Source organism: Helicobacter pylori (assembly GCF_002832345.1).
Taxonomy (GTDB): Bacteria; Campylobacterota; Campylobacteria; order Campylobacterales; family Helicobacteraceae; genus Helicobacter; species Helicobacter pylori_CP.
The window spans coordinates 1-17,183 of sequence record NZ_PHLZ01000010.1; the positions used below are offsets into that span (position 1 = coordinate 1).

Consider the following 17,183-nt stretch of genomic DNA (forward strand, 5'->3'; position numbering starts at 1 on the left):
TTGATAGGGTGTCAGCGAACGCTGGGTTTGTAGAATGGGTCGCTCGGCGGCGACGTCCAATGTGTATAAGAGACAGAAATACAGCCCCCCTTTAGCGATCCCCCCACCTAAAACAATATCCAATTCGCTTTGAGTGGAAGAAAACTTGATCACTTCTTCATGCTCAATTGCAGCGATAGAAACGCTTTTTTGCGCTTGGGGGAGCGGTTTTTTAAGCGCGTGTAAAACTTCCTTTTGGGTTTGGTTCAATTCTATAAAACTCTCCCATGCGTTGCATTGAACGCACTTACCCAACCACTTAGGGCTTGTAAAACCGCAATGCTGACACTCAAATAAAGAAGTTTTTTTAGCCAAAATACCACTCTTTTTTAAAATCACACAGCTAAAGACCAGATAAAAACAAGGTTTTGGTTTTGTTCTATAGCAAAACTCGTAAAGCTAAACTAAAACCAAGTTAAAAAATTATCAAGCGCCATTTTGCTCTATTTTTCTTAAAGCCTTCAAAATATAGCGTTTGATATAAGATCCCACGCTTTCTTCTTCTTCGTTAGCCATTTTCTCTAGTTTTTGGTATTGCTCATCAGAAAAATACAAGCTTACAGCACGAGTTTTTTTATTAGTGTCTGCTTTTGGTTTGCGTCCTAGTTTATTTTTAGTTCCCCTTAAGTGAGTTTCATCTGTGTTTTCTGTCTTTTCCATCAAGTTCCTTCAATCATCATCGCAAATCGCTTCAAAATAGCATGTTAGCATAAAAGTAGCGTATAATGAATACCGCAAGCACTAATCATTCCTTATCTTGAGTTTATTAACGCTCGCTCAAAAAAGGCTTTCACCCCCTAAAAAGTTCAAAACAATCAAATCGGTAACACCCTGATACTGCGATCCAATAATTCCTGTAAGGCGTTTTCAATGGCAAATAAAGTCCCGGTAGTCGCGCTCATGCACCCATCGCATGCCCCCATGTAGCGGATATACACATCAATGTAATCATCGCTTTCTTTAATGTCTAAAATCTCTAAATCCCCCCCATCCATCATAAGCATAGCGCGGATATTTTCATCAATGACTTTATCCACCGCTTTAATCTTTTGAACCATAGTCATTTCCCTGAAAGCCAATTCCCCGCTTTGGGATTTATTCGCAGCGGCTTTAAGTTTTTCAGCTTCCATTTCTTCGCGCACTTCTTTAAGAATATCCACCAAATAATAATCCCTTTTTTCATGCCCTCCAGGCCTCACACAGCTTTTACAAAACGCGCCGGCTTTGGTGTAATTAGTGATTTCTTCAACGCTTTTTAAATCATTGAGCTTAATCACTTCCTTAATCGTGCCTAAACTCACCCTAGCGCACTCGCACACGATGATTTCTTCTTCAAAATCTTCAGCGTTTTTCCCCAAATACATGCCGGCAGCTTTTTTAATCACATCATACGCCATCACAGAGCAGTGCATTTTTTGCCCAGGCACAGCCGGCGTGTCTGGATCATCTCTTAAGCCTCTTTCCACGTCTAAATTTGTGATTTTTACCGCATCTTGGACTCTTTTATTCAAGCACAATTCTACCATCATGTCTGAGCTTGCGATCGCTGTCCCGCAACCAAAGCTTTTAAATTTCGCGTCAATAATCGTATCCGTGCTTTCATCTACAAGCCAATACAACCTCACCGCATCACCGCATGCTTCTGCGCCATAATCCGCCACAATGAGCTTAGCGTTTTTGGCTTTAGCTTGCTCTTCTGTGATGACCCCTAAATGCGTAGGGTTATCCATGCGCCTTTGAACTTCTTTAGAATACGCGTCCCAAAGGGCTGATCCCACTAAATCATGTTTTGCCATTTTGATTCCTTTATATTCTTTTTAATAAGAGCTTGAAATATTTCTCAATCTTACAGCCACTTGAGAGAAAACTTCAATCGTTTTGTCAATCTCAGCTTCCGTGTTAAAACGGCTCAATGAGAGCCTGATAGCGGTATGAGCCAATTCCTTACTCGCTCCAATCGCTACCATCACCGGATTAGCCTCTAAATCCTCACTCGCGCACGCGCTCCCTGTGGAAGCGGCGATATTAGAGCGGTTTAAATCCCACAGCATGGCCTCTCCTTCAATCCCTCTCACGCTGATTAAAGTCGTGTTAGGCACACGATGGACTCGATCCCCTACCACCATCACATCAGGGATTTTCAAAAGCGCTTCTTCTAATTTGTCGCGCAATTTCCCCACCACTTCTTTTTCATAATCTAAATGCTCTACGGCTAATCTCATCGCTTCGCCCATGCCCACAATATAAGGCACATTCAAAGTCCCGCTGCGCCTGCCATTCATATGCTCCCCACCATGAAAAAGAGGGGTCAATCCCACCCCACTTCTAATATACAACCCCCCAATGCCTTTAGGCCCATGAAACTTGTGCGCGCTAAAAGAAAGAAAATCTGCATTCGCTTTTAACACATCTACAGGGATTTTACCAATCGCTTGCACGGCATCGGTATGGAACAACACGCCCTTTTCTTTACAAATAGCCCCAATTTCTTCAATAGGGAAAATGAGACCGGTTTCATTATTCGCCCACATCACGCTCACTAGAGCGGTTTTTTCTGTGATCGCTTCTTTGACTTGCTCTGCGGTGATACTCCCATGCTCATTAATAGGCAAGTAAGTAACCTCCACCCCCAAGCTTTCTAAAAAATTGCAAGTGGATCGCACCGCCGGATGCTCTGCAACCGTGGTTACAATATGGTTTTTGCCTTTTTTCAAGCATTCATCAAAATACACGCCCTTTAAAACCCAATTATTGCTTTCTGTCGCGCAAGAAGTGATGATCACATCGTCTATATCCCTAGCGTTAATGCCCTTATAAAGCTTATCTAGTGCTTCTGCAATGGCTGGGTGGGTTTCTGTGCCAAACTGGTGCAACGAGCTAGGATTCCCATAATGATCCCTTAAAAAAGGATCCATGATCTCCTTGACCTTAGGGTCAATCCTAGTTGTAGCGTTATTGTCTAAATAAATTCGTTGTAACAAATGAGTGTTCTCCTTAAAAATTTTACATAGATTTTCTTATCTAGGTCTAAATTATGATTAAATACAAGATATTTTCTTAATTTTAACTTAAAATAAGATGAATTTTTGAAAACATTTTGAGAAATGCGAACATCCTCCTATCAAAAACCAACAACAGCCGCTACCAAGTCGCTTAAGGTTTTTTAAGGGGTCTCCCACGCCTGTCTTTTAAAGCGTCTATCCCCCCTTGTTGGTAACGCTTCTCCCACACATAGAGTTTTTGCAATTGTTTCGCTACTTCTTTTTTAGTGGGCTTAATGCCCCTAAGGTTATAAAGAGCGGTAACCATAATGGGCTTTGGGACATTAAACCTTTGGATAAATTCCAAACAATCTTTTTTGAGCTGGGAGTCTTGCTTGTTTTTAGTAATATCCACATGGCTTAAATATTGCAACACGTAAAGGCGTTTTTCTTCATCTTCTTGCGCGATTTCTGGGGCTAACTCCATCCCTTGACTAACGCTTTTAAAAAACTTATTTGAAGCCTCTTGGGTGGGATAAACGCTCAAATAAGTTTCTAGTAAAGAAATCACTCTTTTTTGCTGTTCCAATAGTGCGTCTATTTTGGCACTCAAACGATTTATTTTACTTTCCATGCGTTCAATACTAACCACCAAAAATAAATAACTATTTAATCATTAAAAATGATTATTCTAATACCATGCTCCAAATTAAGATGTATTTTTAGGATCATGCTACAATAAGAGAACGCAAAATGATTTCAAAGAAAAAGGGCTTAAAATGAAAACTTTTGAAGTAATGATTCAAACCGATTCGAAAGGGTATTTGGACGCTAAATTTGGCGGTAACGCTCCTAGAGGGTTTCTTAACCCAAACGGCTTACCCACTTATTCGCCCAAAATCTCATGGCAAAAAGTAGAAGGCGCTCAAAGCTATGCGTTAGAACTCATCGATCATGACGCTCAAAAAGTGTGCGGCATGCCGTTTGTCCATTGGGTCGTGGGCAATATTTCTTACAATGTTTTAGAAGAAAACGCTTCCATGATGGATAAAAGGATTATTCAAGGGGTCAATTCGCTCACTCAAGGCTTTATCCGTTCTTCTCTTAATGAAAGCGAAAAACAACGCTCCAATCTCATTAATAGCGTCTATATTGGCCCCATGCCCCCTAATGGCGATCACCATTACTTAATTCAAGTGTATGCCCTAGACATTCCTAAACTCGCCTTAAAAGCCCCTTTTTTCTTAGGCGATTTGCATGACAAAATGCGCAACCATATCATCGCCATAGGGAGAAAGGAATTTTTATACAAGCAGTTTGTAAGGAAATAAAATGCGTGTTGCAGGTTTAATCCAATGAACCTACAAATAGAGCATGGAAGCAAAAATGATGATTGGTTACAAGCGGAATTTTTGATACATCTCTAAAATTCTCTTTTCATCTAGCATGCTTTCTTCAATCCTTGTGCCTATCAAATCGGCGTGGTGTTTTTTAAATTCTTTTAAAGGGATCAGATCGTCATAAACGATAGCGTTTCGCCTCTTTTTAGCTAAAGGGAAGTGCCATTGCACCATTTCCTTATCTCTAATATGGTGTTTGTCTTTAAGCTTTAGGACTTCATAACTTTCATCATTGTAGCGCCAAATTTCAAAAGGCTCGCAATCGTTATACAATAACCAATGATCCCCCCATGCGTCTAAAAACCCAAAATCCCCATCATTACGAACAAACACTTCAAAATCGCGCACCACAAAATTAATGCGCGAATACATCACAACCTCTTTAATGCTCTTAGGGATATAAAAACTTTTATAAAGTTTTTTAGCGTCATAAACATGATCGCAATCAATTTTGATAACCCACTCATTTTTAGGGATAAAAGAAAGCGTATAATTAGAGTAATGATAAAATTGGTGCCACAAACTCGGGCAATCCTTTAGTATGACTTCATAAGGATAGCTGATAGGGATAAATGAGGGGAACTTTTTGCAAAACTCTAAAATCACTTCTTTAGAGCCATCATCGCAATCATTAAAACCAATGACCCCCCTTTGAATGGCAGGAAGCATGGAAAACAAACTCTCTTCTAAAGTAACGATTTCATTTTTGACTCTAATAAAAGCCCATGGGTTTAGAGGGCTTTTAGGGTTTTGACTTTTTTTATCGTAGTCAAAATAACCTGAATGCGTGGGGTTGGGTAGAGTTAAAGTGGGATGGATAACCCTATCTTCTAAATGACCCCCCCCCCCCATAATTATAATTAAGAGAACTATTTTTATAAATACTCTTATTGCGTTCCATGAAATATTCATTATTTAAAGAAGCGATAGCTAAAAACACGCTTTCTTGATGGTCATGGTTGAATAAAGCTTTTTCTTGAAGAGAATAAAGTTTTTTAGCCTCTAACATTTCCTTAATTTCATGATTGATTTCATCATCAATGTTTTTGGCCCCTTTTAAACTACGAACACATCTGACCACAAAAGGCATTCTCTCTTTAACAAAACCCTTGATTTTATTTTTTAACCCCATAAAAACTCCTATATAAAAACTCCTGATTGAATAAAACGCTATTAAAAGCAAAATCTTATTATACTACACTCTTGCTACATTTTTAAAACGCTCCCTAACTTCCTTATCTAACGCCAGCACTTCATCTAAATTAGAGAGCTTAAAAGGCGTTTTAGCATACAATTCTAAGGCTTGAGAAATGGTTTGGATAAAGCCACCAAAAGCGATTTCTTGATTTAAAAACTTCTTCATCGCCACTTCATTGCTCGCATTCAGCACCACACCAAGCTTGGGGTTTTCTAGCAACAAATCTTTATAACGCCACAAAGTGTAGCGCTCCATGCTAATGGGTTCAAATTTAATCGCGCTTAAAGCGTATAAATCTAAGGGCTTAATAGACGCGCTCAAGGAAGCTAATTTAGGGTTAATGGCATAGCTTATGGGTAGTTTCATGTCCGCGCTCGCTAAATGCGCAATGACAGAGTTGTCTTCAAACTCCACTAAAGCATGCACGATAGAGCTTCTTTCAATGAGCGCATCAATCTTTAAAGACGCGCCAAAAAGCCAATAAGTTTCTAAAATTTCAAAAAGCTTATTGACCATGCTCGCTGAATCAATGGTGATTTTAGATCCCATGCTCCAATTAGGGTGCTTGAGCGCGTTTTGTGCGTTTTGAGTAGCGATAAGTTCTAAAGGCGTGTCCCTAAAAGCCCCACCACTCGCGCTAATGATTAAAGATTTAGGCTTTAAAGTCTTGTTTTGCAACAACGCCCACAAACCAAAATGTTCGCTATCAATGGGCGTGATTTGTGGAATGTCTAATAAATGCCCCGCGCTCACCAAACTCTCTTTATTCGCTAGGGCTAGTTTTTTGTTCCTTTGTAAGCTTTTAAAGCTCGCTTTCAATCCTGCCACGCCCACAATAGCGTTAAGGACTAAATTGGAAACGCACTCCTCTATCATCGCATCAATGCCGTCTAGCCCTACAAACACTTCCGCGCCCAAAGGCTCTAGATTATTCAAATCGTTAGGATCTAAAATCGCCACTTTCTTGGGTTTGAAAACTTTGATTTGCTCATTGATTAAAGCGATATTTTTCCCACAGCTTAAGGCTTCTATTTTTACGCCAAATTTTTTTGCGATTTTAAGGGCGTTTTTCCCAATAGAGCCGGTGCTTCCTAAAACAACCATTCAATCCCCTAAAAACACCGCCGTCTCTTTCCAAACTTCTAAAAAATACAACAACGCATGCAAGCTTAAAGCCCCAAAAAGCATGGAATCCAGTCGGTCTAAAACGCCCCCATGCCCGGGTAAAATCTTACCGCTATCTTTGATCCCGGCCTTTCTTTTCAAATAGCTTTCATACAAATCCCCAAACACCGCCGCAAAAGCGATTAAAAAACTAAATAGAAGCGCCATAAGAAAGCCTCCGCTCAATTTCCCCATGCCCACAAACGATCCTAAAACGCTCGCCAAAACAACGCCAATCAACGCACCCTCTAAAGTCTTATTCGGCGAAGTGGGCGTGAAAGGGGTTTTGCCTAAAAGCTTGCCTCCAAAAAACGCCCCCACATCGCTTGCGATCACCACGACTAAAAGCCAAATGATCGCCACTGCGCCAAAATCCTTATAAATCCCAAAAAGCGCAAAAAACCCAACGCCCGGGTATAAAAAGGGTAAAATGGCTTCGCTGTGGTGCGCTTTTTGATAAGCGATGACGCTGGCCATGACCATAGTGCTGATAAGAGCGCATTCTATAGGGTGCCCGTTAAAATACGCCGCTACCCATGACAACACTAAAATGAGATACAAACTAAAGCTCGCTTTAACCTGAAACAACCTTAACGCTTCAGAAAACCCTACCGCATAAATCCCCCCTAAAACCGCCCAAAACAACAACAAATTGTCCGCATACAAAATCAAGCCTGCTACAACGATTAAAACAAACCCTGTAATGTAACGATACTTTTCTTTAAATAACTCTTCTTTCACTTTTTTCCTTAATGAATAAATACCAGCGAAACTAAACAATAGCTAAACGCGCTAATCAAAACAACGCCTACCAAATTAAGCCACAAACCAGCTTTAATCATATCCGTTATTTTAACATACCCAGAGCCATAAGCTATCGCATTCGGTGGGGTGGCCACAGGGAGCATGAACGCGCAAGTTGCACTCAAGGCTACAGGAATGGTCAATAACAAGCTCTGATGGTTTTCATAACCCATGCCCATCGCCACTCCCCCAATCACCGGTAAAAATGCGGCAGCGGTGGCGGTGTTAGAAGTGATTTCGGTTAAGAAAATGACCATTAAAGTTACCATGACAATAATGAATAAAATCGGTAAATGCGAAAAGCCAGAAACCAAATGCCCGATCCACAAACTCAACCCGGTTTTAGAAAATTGCGCGCTCAAAGCTAACCCACCGCCAAATAAAAGCAACACATCCCAAGGGAGTTTTTTAGCAACACCCCAATCAATGAGCCTATCGCCCTGATGGTTAGCGGGCAAAATAAACAAAAGCACAGAAACCCCCATAGCGATCACGGAATCAATTTTATCTATCTTAATGCCCCAAGATTTTAAAATCGTATCTAAGAAAATCCACCCTAAAGACGCTAGGATAAAAATAATCCCCACCGAGATTTCCGCTTGACTCAAACGGCCTAATTTGTTTAACTCTAATCTAACGACTTCCTTACCCCCTGGGATTTCTTTAATCTTTAAAGGGAAAATCACATAAGTGAGCAAGAGCCACGCTAAAATGAGCATGATAAAGGCTAATGGTGTTCCAAACACCATCCACTGAGCGAAATCAATTTCAATATTGAAAGCGGTTTTCATATAGCCGGCTAATAAAGCGTTAGGCGGCGTGCCAATCAAAGTGCCTAAAGAGCCAATAGAAGCCGCATAAGCGATGCCAAGCATCAAGCAAATACTGAAATTCGTGCGATAAATGATGGTCTTTTCTTGAATGACTTGAGCAATATCTTTGCCCTTATGCACGATATTACTCATAATGCCCCCATGCGCTTTGGTGATTTCTTCTTTTTGATAGAATGCATTAGAGGCGTTTTCTTTACCCACCAGTTTAGCGACTAATTGCAACACGCTCATGCCAACAGGAAACATCATCACTGCCGTTGCGGTATTGCTCACCCACATAGACAGAAAGCCTGTAGCTATCATGAAACCTAAAATCAACCTCCTAGGGCTTGTGCCTACTAATAAAATAATGCTTAAAGCGATGCGCGTGTGCAAGTTCCATTTTTGCATGCTTAAAGCTAAAATAAACCCTCCCATAAAAAGAAAGATAATCGGCGATGCGTAAGAAGAGCTAACGCTAGAGAATTGATCCACGCTAAAGACGCTAAAAAGCACCAAAGGTAAAAGCGCGGTTGCGGGCAAGTCAATGGCTTCAGTCATCCACCATATCCCCATTAAAACAGCCACCCCCGCCACAATAGGCATCGCCTTATAATTCAAAGAACTGAGCTTGGGGATTTCTTCTACAATATGAGGCATTTGAACATTAAGCACATAGTAGATAATGAGCGCGATTAACACTCCTCCTATTAACCCCAACAAGCGCACGATCTTAGTGCTTTTATCATCGGTGTGCGTATCGGTATGCGTATTGGCATGCGAATGATTTTCCATTTTATTTTACCCTTTAAAATTACTAACCTACATGCTACAATAAAACTTTTTCAAAACTAAGATTTTAGAAAAATCATATCAAAATAGGAAAAGAAGTGGTAAAAGAAAGTGATATTTTAGTGGTTGGTGGGGGGCATGCAGGCATTGAAGCGAGCTTGATTGCGGCTAAAATGGGGGCTAGAGTGCATTTAATCACCATGCTCATAGACACGATCGGTTTAGCGAGCTGTAATCCGGCCATTGGGGGCTTGGGTAAAGGGCATTTGACTAAAGAAGTGGATGTTTTAGGGGGGGCTATGGGGATTATTACGGATCATAGCGGTTTGCAATATCGTGTGTTAAACGCTTCTAAAGGGCCGGCGGTTAGGGGGACTAGGGCACAAATTGATATGGATACTTACCGCATTTTTGCAAGAAATCTCGTTTTAAACACCCCTAATTTGAGTGTCTCTCAAGAAATGACCGAAAGTTTAATCCTTGAAAACGATGAGGTAGTGGGCGTAACCACGAACATTAACAACACTTATAAAGCTAAAAAAGTGATCATCACCACAGGCACTTTTTTAAAAGGGGTGGTGCATATTGGCGAGCACCAAAACCAAAACGGGCGCTTTGGGGAAAACGCTTCCAATTCTTTAGCCTTAAATTTAAGGGAACTTGGCTTTAAGGTGGAAAGGTTAAAAACCGGCACTTGCCCAAGAGTGGCGGGCAATAGCATTGATTTTGAAGGCTTAGAGGAGCATTTTGGGGACACAAACCCTCCCTATTTCAGCTATAAAACCAAAGATTTTAACCCCACCCAACTCTCATGCTTTATCACTTACACCAACCCCATTACCCACCAAATCATTAGGGATAATTTCCACCGAGCCCCCCTATTTAGCGGTCAAATTGAAGGCATAGGCCCAAGGTATTGCCCTAGCATTGAAGATAAAATCAACCGATTCAGTGAAAAAGAACGCCACCAGCTGTTTTTAGAGCCTCAAACCATTCATAAAAGCGAATATTATATCAACGGCTTAAGCACCTCTTTACCCCTAGATGTGCAAGAAAAGGTCATTCATTCTATCAAAGGCTTAGAAAACGCTCTCATCACGCGCTATGGCTATGCGATAGAGTATGATTTTATCCAGCCCACAGAATTGACCCACACTTTAGAAACCAAAAAAATCAAAGGGCTTTATTTAGCCGGGCAAATCAATGGGACTACCGGCTATGAAGAAGCGGCGGCTCAAGGGCTTATGGCTGGGATTAATGCGGCATTAGCCCTAAAGAATCAAACCCCCTTTATTTTAAAGCGCAATGAAGCTTATATCGGCGTTTTGATTGATGATTTGGTTACTAAAGGCACGAATGAGCCTTACAGAATGTTTACTAGCCGAGCCGAATACCGCTTGCTTTTAAGAGAAGACAACACGCTTTTTAGGTTGGGCGAACATGCCTATAATTTAGGGCTTATGGAACAGGATTTCTATAAGGAATTAGAAAAAGACCAACAAGCAATACAAGAAAACTTGAAACGCCTTAAAGAATGCGTCCTTACCCCTAGTAAAGAAGCGTTAAAACGCCTAAACGAATTAGATGAAAACCCTATCAATGACAAAATGGATGGTATCAGTCTTTTAGCGCGCGATAGTTTTAATATAGAAAAAATGCGCTCCTTTTTCAGCTTTTTAGCCCCCTTGAACGAACGGGTTTTAGAGCAGATTAAAATTGAATGTAAGTATAATATTTATATTGAAAAGCAACACGAAAATATCGCTAAAATGGACAGCATGCTCAAAGTGTCTATCCCTAAAGATTTTGTGTTTAAGGGCATTCCAGGCCTTAGTTTAGAAGCGGTAGAAAAATTAGAAAAATTCCGCCCCAAAAGCCTTTTTGAAGCCTCAGAAATCAGCGGGATCACCCCGGCGAATTTAGACGTTTTGCATTTATACATCCATTTGCGAAAAAATTCTTAAAGGATTTTTAATGAACGCTTTAGAAATCACCCAAAAACTCATCAGCTACCCCACCATTACGCCCAAAGAATGCGGTATTTTTGAATACATTAAATCGCTTTTTCCTGCTTTTAAAACCCTAGAATGTGGGGAAAATGGCGTGAAAAACCTTTTTTTATACCGCATTTTTAACCCCCCCAAAGAGCATGCAGAAAAAAAGCATGCAAAAGAAAATGTTAAGCCCTTGCATTTTTGCTTTGCAGGGCATATTGATGTCGTGCCTCCTGGAGATAATTGGCAAAACGATCCCTTTAAACCCATCATTAAAGAGGGGTTTTTATACGGCCGTGGGGCGCAAGACATGAAAGGGGGCGTGGGGGCGTTTTTGAGCGCGAGTTTAAATTTTAACCCTAAAACCCCTTTTTTGCTTTCTATTTTACTCACGAGCGATGAAGAAGGGCCAGGGATTTTTGGCACAAAACTCATGCTAGAAAAACTCAAAGAAAAAGATTTGCTACCCCATATGGCGATTGTGGCTGAACCCACTTGCGAAAAAGTCTTAGGCGATAGCATCAAAATTGGCCGAAGAGGTTCCATTAATGGCAAACTCATTTTAAAAGGCGTTCAAGGGCATGTGGCTTACCCGCAAAAATGCCAAAACCCTATTGATACGCTCGCTTCGGTTTTGCCCTTGATTTCAGGAGTTCATTTAGACAATGGCGATGAGTGTTTTGACCCTTCAAAATTAGTCATCACCAACTTGCATGCAGGGTTAGGGGCTAATAATGTTACACCAGGGAGCGTAGAAATCATCTTTAATACGCGCCATTCTTTAAAAACCACTAAAGAGAGTTTGAAAGAATATTTAGAAAAGGTTTTAAAAGATTTGCCTCACACTTTAGAATTAGAATCAAGCAGTTCGCCTTTCATCACGGCTTCTCATTCAAAGCTTACCAGCGTTTTAAAAGAAAATATTTTAAAAACATGCCGCACCACCCCCCTTTTAAACACCAAAGGCGGCACGAGCGATGCACGATTTTTTAGCGCTCACGGCATAGAAGTGGTGGAATTTGGCGCGATTAATGACAGGATCCATGCCATTGATGAAAGGGTGAGCTTGAAGGAACTAGAGCTTTTAGAAAAAGTGTTTTTGGGGGTTTTAGAGGATTTGAGCGAGAAATGAATGGGGAGTTTTGGCGTAAGGGTTTTTGCTTTTAATACCAACGCTTTTTTCGTTAGCACGCTTGCAATCCATTTATCATAGCCTTTATAGGAGTGGGGTCATGCTTGACAAAATGACCAAAGCTTGCTATAATCTCTTCGGCTTTTTTTGTTTTTGCGATTTTTAATAAAGAAACGCTCCTATTATTGTTTTAGTTAAAATTCTTAAGGCTTTTACCAAACCACTCTTAAAAGGGTGGTGGCTCAATCAACTTTTTAAGACAAACTCTTTTAAGCCCTATCTTTAGAAGTATCCCTTTTAGCGTAGCAATTAAGCTCAAGCAACACGCAGTTAAAAGAAAAATAATTTTTTCTTTATCTCATCAATAAAGGTTCAATAAAGCTTTAGTCATCAATATTTGGTTACAATTATAAGGGATCACATTTTTTTAATAGGAGATATATCATGCTAGGAAGTGTTCAAAAAACCCTTTTTGGGGTCTTGTGTTTGGGCGCGTTGTGTTTAAGAGGATTAATGGCAGAGCCAGACGCTAAAGAGCTTGTGAATTTAGGCATAGAGAGTGCAAAGAAGCAAGATTTCGCTCAAGCTAAAGCGCATTTTGAAAAAGCGTGTGAATTAAAAGAAGGTTTTGGGTGTGTTTTTTTAGGGGCGTTCTATGAAGAAGGGAAAGGAGTGGGAAAAGACTTGAAAAAAGCCATTCAATTTTACACTAAAGGTTGTGAATTAAATGATGGTTATGGGTGTCGCCTGCTAGGCAATTTATACTATAACGGACAAGGCGTTTCTAAAGACGCCAAAAAAGCCTCACAATATTACTCTAAATCTTGTGAATTGAACCATGCTGAAGGGTGTACGGTCTTAGGAAGCTTACACCATTATGGCGTAGGCACGCCTAAGGATTTAAGAAAGGCTCTTGATTTGTATGAAAAAGCTTGCGATTTAAAAGACAGCCCCGGGTGTATTAATGCAGGATACATGTATGGTGTAGCAAAGAATTTTAAGGAGGCTATCGTTCGTTACTCTAAAGCATGCGAATTGAAAGATGGCAGGGGGTGTTATAATTTAGGGGTTATGCAATACAACGCCCAAGGCACAGCAAAGGACGAAAAGCAAGCGGTAGAAAACTTTAAAAAAGGTTGCAAATCAAGCGTTAAAGAAGCATGCGACGCTCTCAAGGAATTAAAAATAGAACTTTAGTTTCAATGAAGTTGAGCTAAAGGCTGCGTTTAGCTGGCTTTTACGCTTTTTAATATTTTAAGGAAAAACACGAACCCCACGAACCAATCTTTTTAATGATCACTTTTTAATGACCATAAAAGGCTTTTATCGCACCCGTTTATTCCAAACGCCGTTTTGAGATTGGTATTTTAAGGGTTTAAGCAGTTTTCAAACCCTTAAAAGGGTTTTACGCCCTTACAACGCCTTTAATAACACGCTGTTTAAACGCTCATTAAAACTTTTAGCGTCTTTTAAAACCCCTTTTTCTAGAAGTTTTGCCCCATCATAAAGCAACCAGATAAAAGCGCTCAACTGCTCTTTATCTTCGCATTTTAAGAGTTTTTGTAAAATCGCATGGTTAGGGTTTAATTCTAAAGTTTTCTTGCTTTCAGGCACGCTTTGCCCCATTTGACGCATCCAATTAGCCATCATCGCATTTTGTTCATCGCCTATTAAAGCCACCGCTGAAGTGAGATGACTAGAAAGCTCTACGCCTTTAATCTCATCTTTAAGATTTTCTTCAAACGCTTTCATCAAATCTTTAAACTGATTTTTCACCTCATCATGGATTTCTTCCAAACCAAGCTCTTTCAAACTCTCGCTATGGCTAGCGTCTCTAAAGGGCGTTTTATCGTATTCATTCACACCTGGCATCACAAACGCATCAATTTCATCGCTCAATAACAAAACATCATAGCCTTTTTGAGCGTATTTTTCCAAAATGGGGGACGCTTTTAGTAAGTCTAAATTTTCGCCTAAAAGGTAATAAATGCTCTTTTGATTTTCTTTTAAATTTTCTTTGTATTCTTTTAAAGAAATCCATTCTCCTTTGTCTTTAGAATAGAATCTCAACAATTCTAAAAGTTTTTCTTTATTTTCAAAATCCCCATACAAGCCTTCTTTTAACACTTTCCCAAAAGGCTCATAGAATTTATGGTAATTTTTGTTATCCTTGCTCAGCCTTTCAATCTCGCTTAAAATCTTTTTCACTGAAGCCGAACGGATATTGGCTAAAATCTTGTTTTGCTGTAAGATTTCACGACTCACATTCAAGGGTAAATCTTCGCTGTCAATCAAGCCTTTAACAAACCTCAAATAAGACGGCAGTAATTCTTTGTCATCATCAGTGATAAACACCCTTTTAACATAAAGTTTGACCCCGCTTTTATAATCCACCCTAAACAAATCAAAGGGCACTTTGCTAGGGATGTAAAAAAGCGTTGTGTATTCTAAAGAGCCTTCCACTTTATTATGGATATAGCTCAAAGGCTCGCTGTTGTCATGCGCAAACGATTGGTAAAAGTCTTTGTAATCCTTTTCTTTCAATTCGCTCTTATTCATTTTCCATAAAGCGCTCGCTTGATTGATTTGCTCGCATTTTTCTTCTTTAACTTCTTTTTTATTATCCCCTTCGCCCTCATATTTCGTATCGGTGTAAGTTAAAAAAATAGGGAAAGGGATATGCTCAGAATACTTTTTAACAATGCTATCAATCTCCCAACGGCTTGCAAAATGAGAATCTTCATCTTTTAAAAAGAGGGTGATTTCTGTGCCTTGCTCCTCTTTGACGCATTCGCTAATTTCAAACTTGCCCTTACCATCGCTCACCCATGCATAAGCTTGCTCGCTGGTAACTTTTTTGGTTTGAACGACAATCTTACTCGCTACCATAAACGCTGAATAAAAGCCCACGCCAAATTGGCCAATCAAAGCACTATCTTTTTTCTTATCCCCACTCAAAGCGCTTAAAAAACTCTTCGTGCCTGATTTAGCGATCGTGCCTAAATGCTCAATGAGATCGCTTTTATCCATGCCTATACCATTATCTTTAATCGTTAAGGTTTTTTTCTGGCTATCAAAGCTCAAATGAATGCTAGGCGTAATATTGAGCCCTTTTAATTTCTCATCGGTTAGCATTAAATAATTCAGCTTGTCCAAAGCGTCGCTTGCGTTAGAAATCAACTCCCTTAAAAAAATCTCTTTATTGGAATACAAAGAGTGGATCATCAAATCCAAAAGCTGGTTGATTTCAGTTTGAAAGGTGTATTCTTGATTAGACATTGAACTTTTTCCTTTAATAAAATTTTTAAGATTATACAATAAAAGCGCGCTTAAAAGGGGTATGCTATGGCTTAAAAAAAGAACATGAAAGAATGTTTAATTCCTTAAAAACGATAACTCATAGAGCTCATCAAATAGCTTCTGTTTTGAATGGTTTGAGCGAAATCAGGGTTGTAACCGCTTGTAAAAAACCCTACCTTATAACCCTTATGCATCGTGATTTGATAGCCATTAACCATTAGCATGAAATAGATATGTTTTTTAAGGTTATATTTAAAAGTAACCCCTAAGCTTTGCGAATCAGCCCTTGGGGAATAGGTCAATTTCCCATACAATTGCACCAAAAGATTCTTAATGCTCTTCCCTACAAAAGCGTTAATCGTTATGGAATTAGCGTTGTAAAAATTGGAATAAGCGTCTTCATAAGGGGTGTCATCTTTCGTGTCATAAAAAGGATCCGCTGGTGAGCCGTTCCAGCCTAATTGAGCGCTCCCGTTCCCAAAATTCTTATACACGCTCCAGCCAAAACGATAAGATCGGAAATGCACTCTTTGAAACACAAACAAAATCGCGCTTTTTTTACCCACTAAAGCGGCCCTGTAATAATCTTTAGACAAATAATCGCTATAAAGGGGGAACCATGCGTAAAAAGTCGTTTCGATGCGCCAATCAGATTCCCAATAAGACTTTGTGTCATGGGTGATTTCAAATCCAGGAGCGTTAAAATTCTTAGGGTAAAACCAAATAAAAGGTGCAACTCTAATGTATTTATTTTCGTAAATGAGGTTGAAATTGTGCATGCCGTAGTTGATTTTTTGCTTGTAATTGACAGGAGCGTAAAAATCCCTAATGTATTGCTCATTGGCTAAAGCCCTTCCAAAGGTGCTAAACCACTCTATCCTAAACTTTTTCCACCGGTAAAAAAGCTCAAACCCTTGATTAAACCCACTCAAAAACAAAGCCTTAGAAGGGTAACGCCCTAATTTAATCCCAAAAATGTCCTTATATTGATAATCTAAATACAAATTGTATAACACATAAGGCCTGGCGTTTTGAGCCTTTTGCTCTCTGGTCCAATTTTCGCTATGTTGCATCAAATAGCCCTCCCATCGCCCCATATAATACCAGTTCGCCGGCTGAAACCCTGCCTTAGGGTTGGCTTCATCAATCAAAAATTTCGTGGAATCATAAGCTAGCGCTCCTATTTCGCCCCCCACCCCAAAACCCAGTTTGTGGTTTTCAATCCCTTTAGGGAGCAAACTCAAATCAACTTGTAAAGCCCCAGTAGTGGTTACATAGCTCCCTGTAGGGTAAATCCCTTTTTTGGAATTGATGATTGACTGGTTGAAAGCGATGCGCGAAAACGATCCCACTCTCGCGCTGATTTGATACTCAAAAGCACTGAGAAAAACCCCATGCAAAGCCAAAAACCCTAGCCAAACTTTTTGATTAAGCATCCTTTTATCAAACACCTTTTTTATTGAAGTCTGATATTATGCCATAAAACAAACTCGCAAGTTGTCCGCTTATTGTTGTTTTGAAAAAAAAAAAAAAAAAACGATAAAATGACAAAAATCCCCCTTTTTTA

The 17,183-nt window shown here is 39.8% G+C and carries 15 protein-coding genes and 1 pseudogene; 4 read left to right on the top strand and 12 right to left on the bottom strand.

Annotation, left to right across the window (positions count from 1 at the left end; translation table 11 throughout):
- The 5 genes and pseudogenes from CXY28_RS03975 to CXY28_RS04000 all read right to left on the bottom strand — a co-directional run.
- A pseudogene (locus tag CXY28_RS03975) lies at positions 1-354 on the bottom strand (hypothetical protein); the annotation flags it as partial.
- A 111-nt stretch (positions 355-465) separates the two neighbouring features.
- Positions 466-699: a ribbon-helix-helix domain-containing protein gene (locus CXY28_RS03980; protein ID WP_097559274.1), complete on the bottom strand. Its 234-nt coding sequence runs from the start codon at positions 697-699 to the stop codon at positions 466-468.
- A 155-nt stretch (positions 700-854) separates the two neighbouring features.
- Positions 855-1,835: an iron-sulfur cluster assembly scaffold protein NifU gene (locus tag CXY28_RS03985; RefSeq protein WP_001051951.1), complete on the bottom strand. Its 981-nt coding sequence runs from the start codon at positions 1,833-1,835 to the stop codon at positions 855-857.
- A gap of 21 nt (positions 1,836-1,856) precedes the next feature.
- Positions 1,857-3,020 carry a NifS family cysteine desulfurase gene (locus tag CXY28_RS03990; protein WP_100979534.1) on the bottom strand — a complete coding sequence of 388 codons (1,164 nt, stop codon included), beginning with the start codon at positions 3,018-3,020 and terminating at the stop codon, positions 1,857-1,859.
- A gap of 172 nt (positions 3,021-3,192) precedes the next feature.
- Positions 3,193-3,654 carry a helix-turn-helix domain-containing protein gene (locus CXY28_RS04000; RefSeq protein WP_025275607.1) on the bottom strand — a complete coding sequence of 154 codons (462 nt, stop codon included), beginning with the start codon at positions 3,652-3,654 and terminating at the stop codon, positions 3,193-3,195.
- A gap of 145 nt (positions 3,655-3,799) precedes the next feature.
- Here CXY28_RS04000 and CXY28_RS04005 point away from each other — a divergent pair, with 145 nt between their 5' ends.
- The gene (locus tag CXY28_RS04005) at positions 3,800-4,351 is read left to right on the top strand and encodes a YbhB/YbcL family Raf kinase inhibitor-like protein (protein WP_100979535.1); all 552 of its coding nucleotides are present in this window, start codon (positions 3,800-3,802) and stop codon (positions 4,349-4,351) included.
- 66 nt (positions 4,352-4,417) lie between these two features.
- Here the strand turns inward: CXY28_RS04005 and CXY28_RS04010 are convergent, their stop codons facing one another.
- The 5 genes from CXY28_RS04010 to CXY28_RS04030 all read right to left on the bottom strand — a co-directional run bounded on the left by CXY28_RS04010 (position 4,418) and on the right by CXY28_RS04030 (position 9,193).
- Positions 4,418-5,272: a beta-1,4-N-acetylgalactosamyltransferase gene (locus tag CXY28_RS04010; protein WP_100979536.1), complete on the bottom strand. Its 855-nt coding sequence runs from the start codon at positions 5,270-5,272 to the stop codon at positions 4,418-4,420.
- Positions 5,244-5,552: a beta-1,4-N-acetylgalactosaminyltransferase gene (locus CXY28_RS04015; protein ID WP_100979537.1), complete on the bottom strand. Its 309-nt coding sequence runs from the start codon at positions 5,550-5,552 to the stop codon at positions 5,244-5,246. Before CXY28_RS04015 ends, CXY28_RS04010 begins: the two co-directional genes overlap by 29 nt.
- A 63-nt stretch (positions 5,553-5,615) precedes the next feature.
- On the bottom strand, positions 5,616-6,722 hold the full coding sequence (gene dxr, locus CXY28_RS04020) for a 1-deoxy-D-xylulose-5-phosphate reductoisomerase (protein WP_100979538.1): 1,107 nt from the start codon (positions 6,720-6,722) through the stop codon (positions 5,616-5,618).
- Positions 6,723-7,523: a phosphatidate cytidylyltransferase gene (locus tag CXY28_RS04025; protein WP_100979541.1), complete on the bottom strand. Its 801-nt coding sequence runs from the start codon at positions 7,521-7,523 to the stop codon at positions 6,723-6,725.
- Between the two features lie 8 nt (positions 7,524-7,531).
- Positions 7,532-9,193, bottom strand: coding sequence for an SLC13 family permease (locus CXY28_RS04030; protein WP_100979542.1), 1,662 nt, complete (start codon positions 9,191-9,193; stop codon positions 7,532-7,534).
- A gap of 95 nt (positions 9,194-9,288) precedes the next feature.
- On the opposite strand from CXY28_RS04030, the gene mnmG reads away from it, so the two are divergent.
- From mnmG to hcpA, 3 genes are all read left to right on the top strand, one after another.
- Positions 9,289-11,154: a tRNA uridine-5-carboxymethylaminomethyl(34) synthesis enzyme MnmG gene (gene mnmG / locus CXY28_RS04035; RefSeq protein WP_100979543.1), complete on the top strand. Its 1,866-nt coding sequence runs from the start codon at positions 9,289-9,291 to the stop codon at positions 11,152-11,154.
- Positions 11,155-11,164: 10 nt separating this feature from the next.
- A complete protein-coding gene (dapE, locus tag CXY28_RS04040) occupies positions 11,165-12,316 on the top strand; it encodes a succinyl-diaminopimelate desuccinylase (RefSeq protein WP_100979544.1) in 1,152 nt (383 codons plus the stop codon).
- A gap of 444 nt (positions 12,317-12,760) precedes the next feature.
- Complete coding sequence (gene hcpA, locus CXY28_RS04050) at positions 12,761-13,513, top strand: Sel1-like repeat protein HcpA (protein WP_024368868.1); 753 nt, start codon at positions 12,761-12,763, stop codon at positions 13,511-13,513.
- Positions 13,514-13,729: 216 nt separating this feature from the next.
- On the opposite strand, the gene htpG is transcribed toward hcpA, so the two are convergent.
- Positions 13,730-15,595, bottom strand: coding sequence for a molecular chaperone HtpG (gene htpG / locus CXY28_RS04055; protein ID WP_100979545.1), 1,866 nt, complete (start codon positions 15,593-15,595; stop codon positions 13,730-13,732).
- Positions 15,596-15,699: 104 nt separating this feature from the next.
- Positions 15,700-17,052, bottom strand: a complete 1,353-nt coding sequence (gene hofA, locus CXY28_RS04060) for an outer membrane beta-barrel protein HofA (protein ID WP_100979549.1) — start codon at positions 17,050-17,052, stop codon at positions 15,700-15,702.
- Positions 17,053-17,183 lie beyond the last annotated feature (131 nt).

Coding starts and splice junctions, on each gene's coding strand:
- dxr (WP_100979538.1), bottom strand. CDS start 6,722: ATGGTTGTTTTAGGAAGCACCGGCTCTATTGGGAAAAACGCCCTTAAA.
- CXY28_RS03980 (WP_097559274.1), bottom strand. CDS start 699: ATGGAAAAGACAGAAAACACAGATGAAACTCACTTAAGGGGAACTAAA.
- hofA (WP_100979549.1), bottom strand. CDS start 17,052: ATGCTTAATCAAAAAGTTTGGCTAGGGTTTTTGGCTTTGCATGGGGTT.
- CXY28_RS04030 (WP_100979542.1), bottom strand. CDS start 9,193: ATGGAAAATCATTCGCATGCCAATACGCATACCGATACGCACACCGAT.
- CXY28_RS04000 (WP_025275607.1), bottom strand. CDS start 3,654: ATGGAAAGTAAAATAAATCGTTTGAGTGCCAAAATAGACGCACTATTG.
- CXY28_RS03985 (WP_001051951.1), bottom strand. CDS start 1,835: ATGGCAAAACATGATTTAGTGGGATCAGCCCTTTGGGACGCGTATTCT.
- CXY28_RS04010 (WP_100979536.1), bottom strand. CDS start 5,272: ATGGGGGGGGGGGGTCATTTAGAAGATAGGGTTATCCATCCCACTTTA.
- hcpA (WP_024368868.1), top strand. CDS start 12,761: ATGCTAGGAAGTGTTCAAAAAACCCTTTTTGGGGTCTTGTGTTTGGGC.
- CXY28_RS04015 (WP_100979537.1), bottom strand. CDS start 5,552: ATGGGGTTAAAAAATAAAATCAAGGGTTTTGTTAAAGAGAGAATGCCT.
- htpG (WP_100979545.1), bottom strand. CDS start 15,595: ATGTCTAATCAAGAATACACCTTTCAAACTGAAATCAACCAGCTTTTG.
- CXY28_RS04005 (WP_100979535.1), top strand. CDS start 3,800: ATGAAAACTTTTGAAGTAATGATTCAAACCGATTCGAAAGGGTATTTG.
- dapE (WP_100979544.1), top strand. CDS start 11,165: ATGAACGCTTTAGAAATCACCCAAAAACTCATCAGCTACCCCACCATT.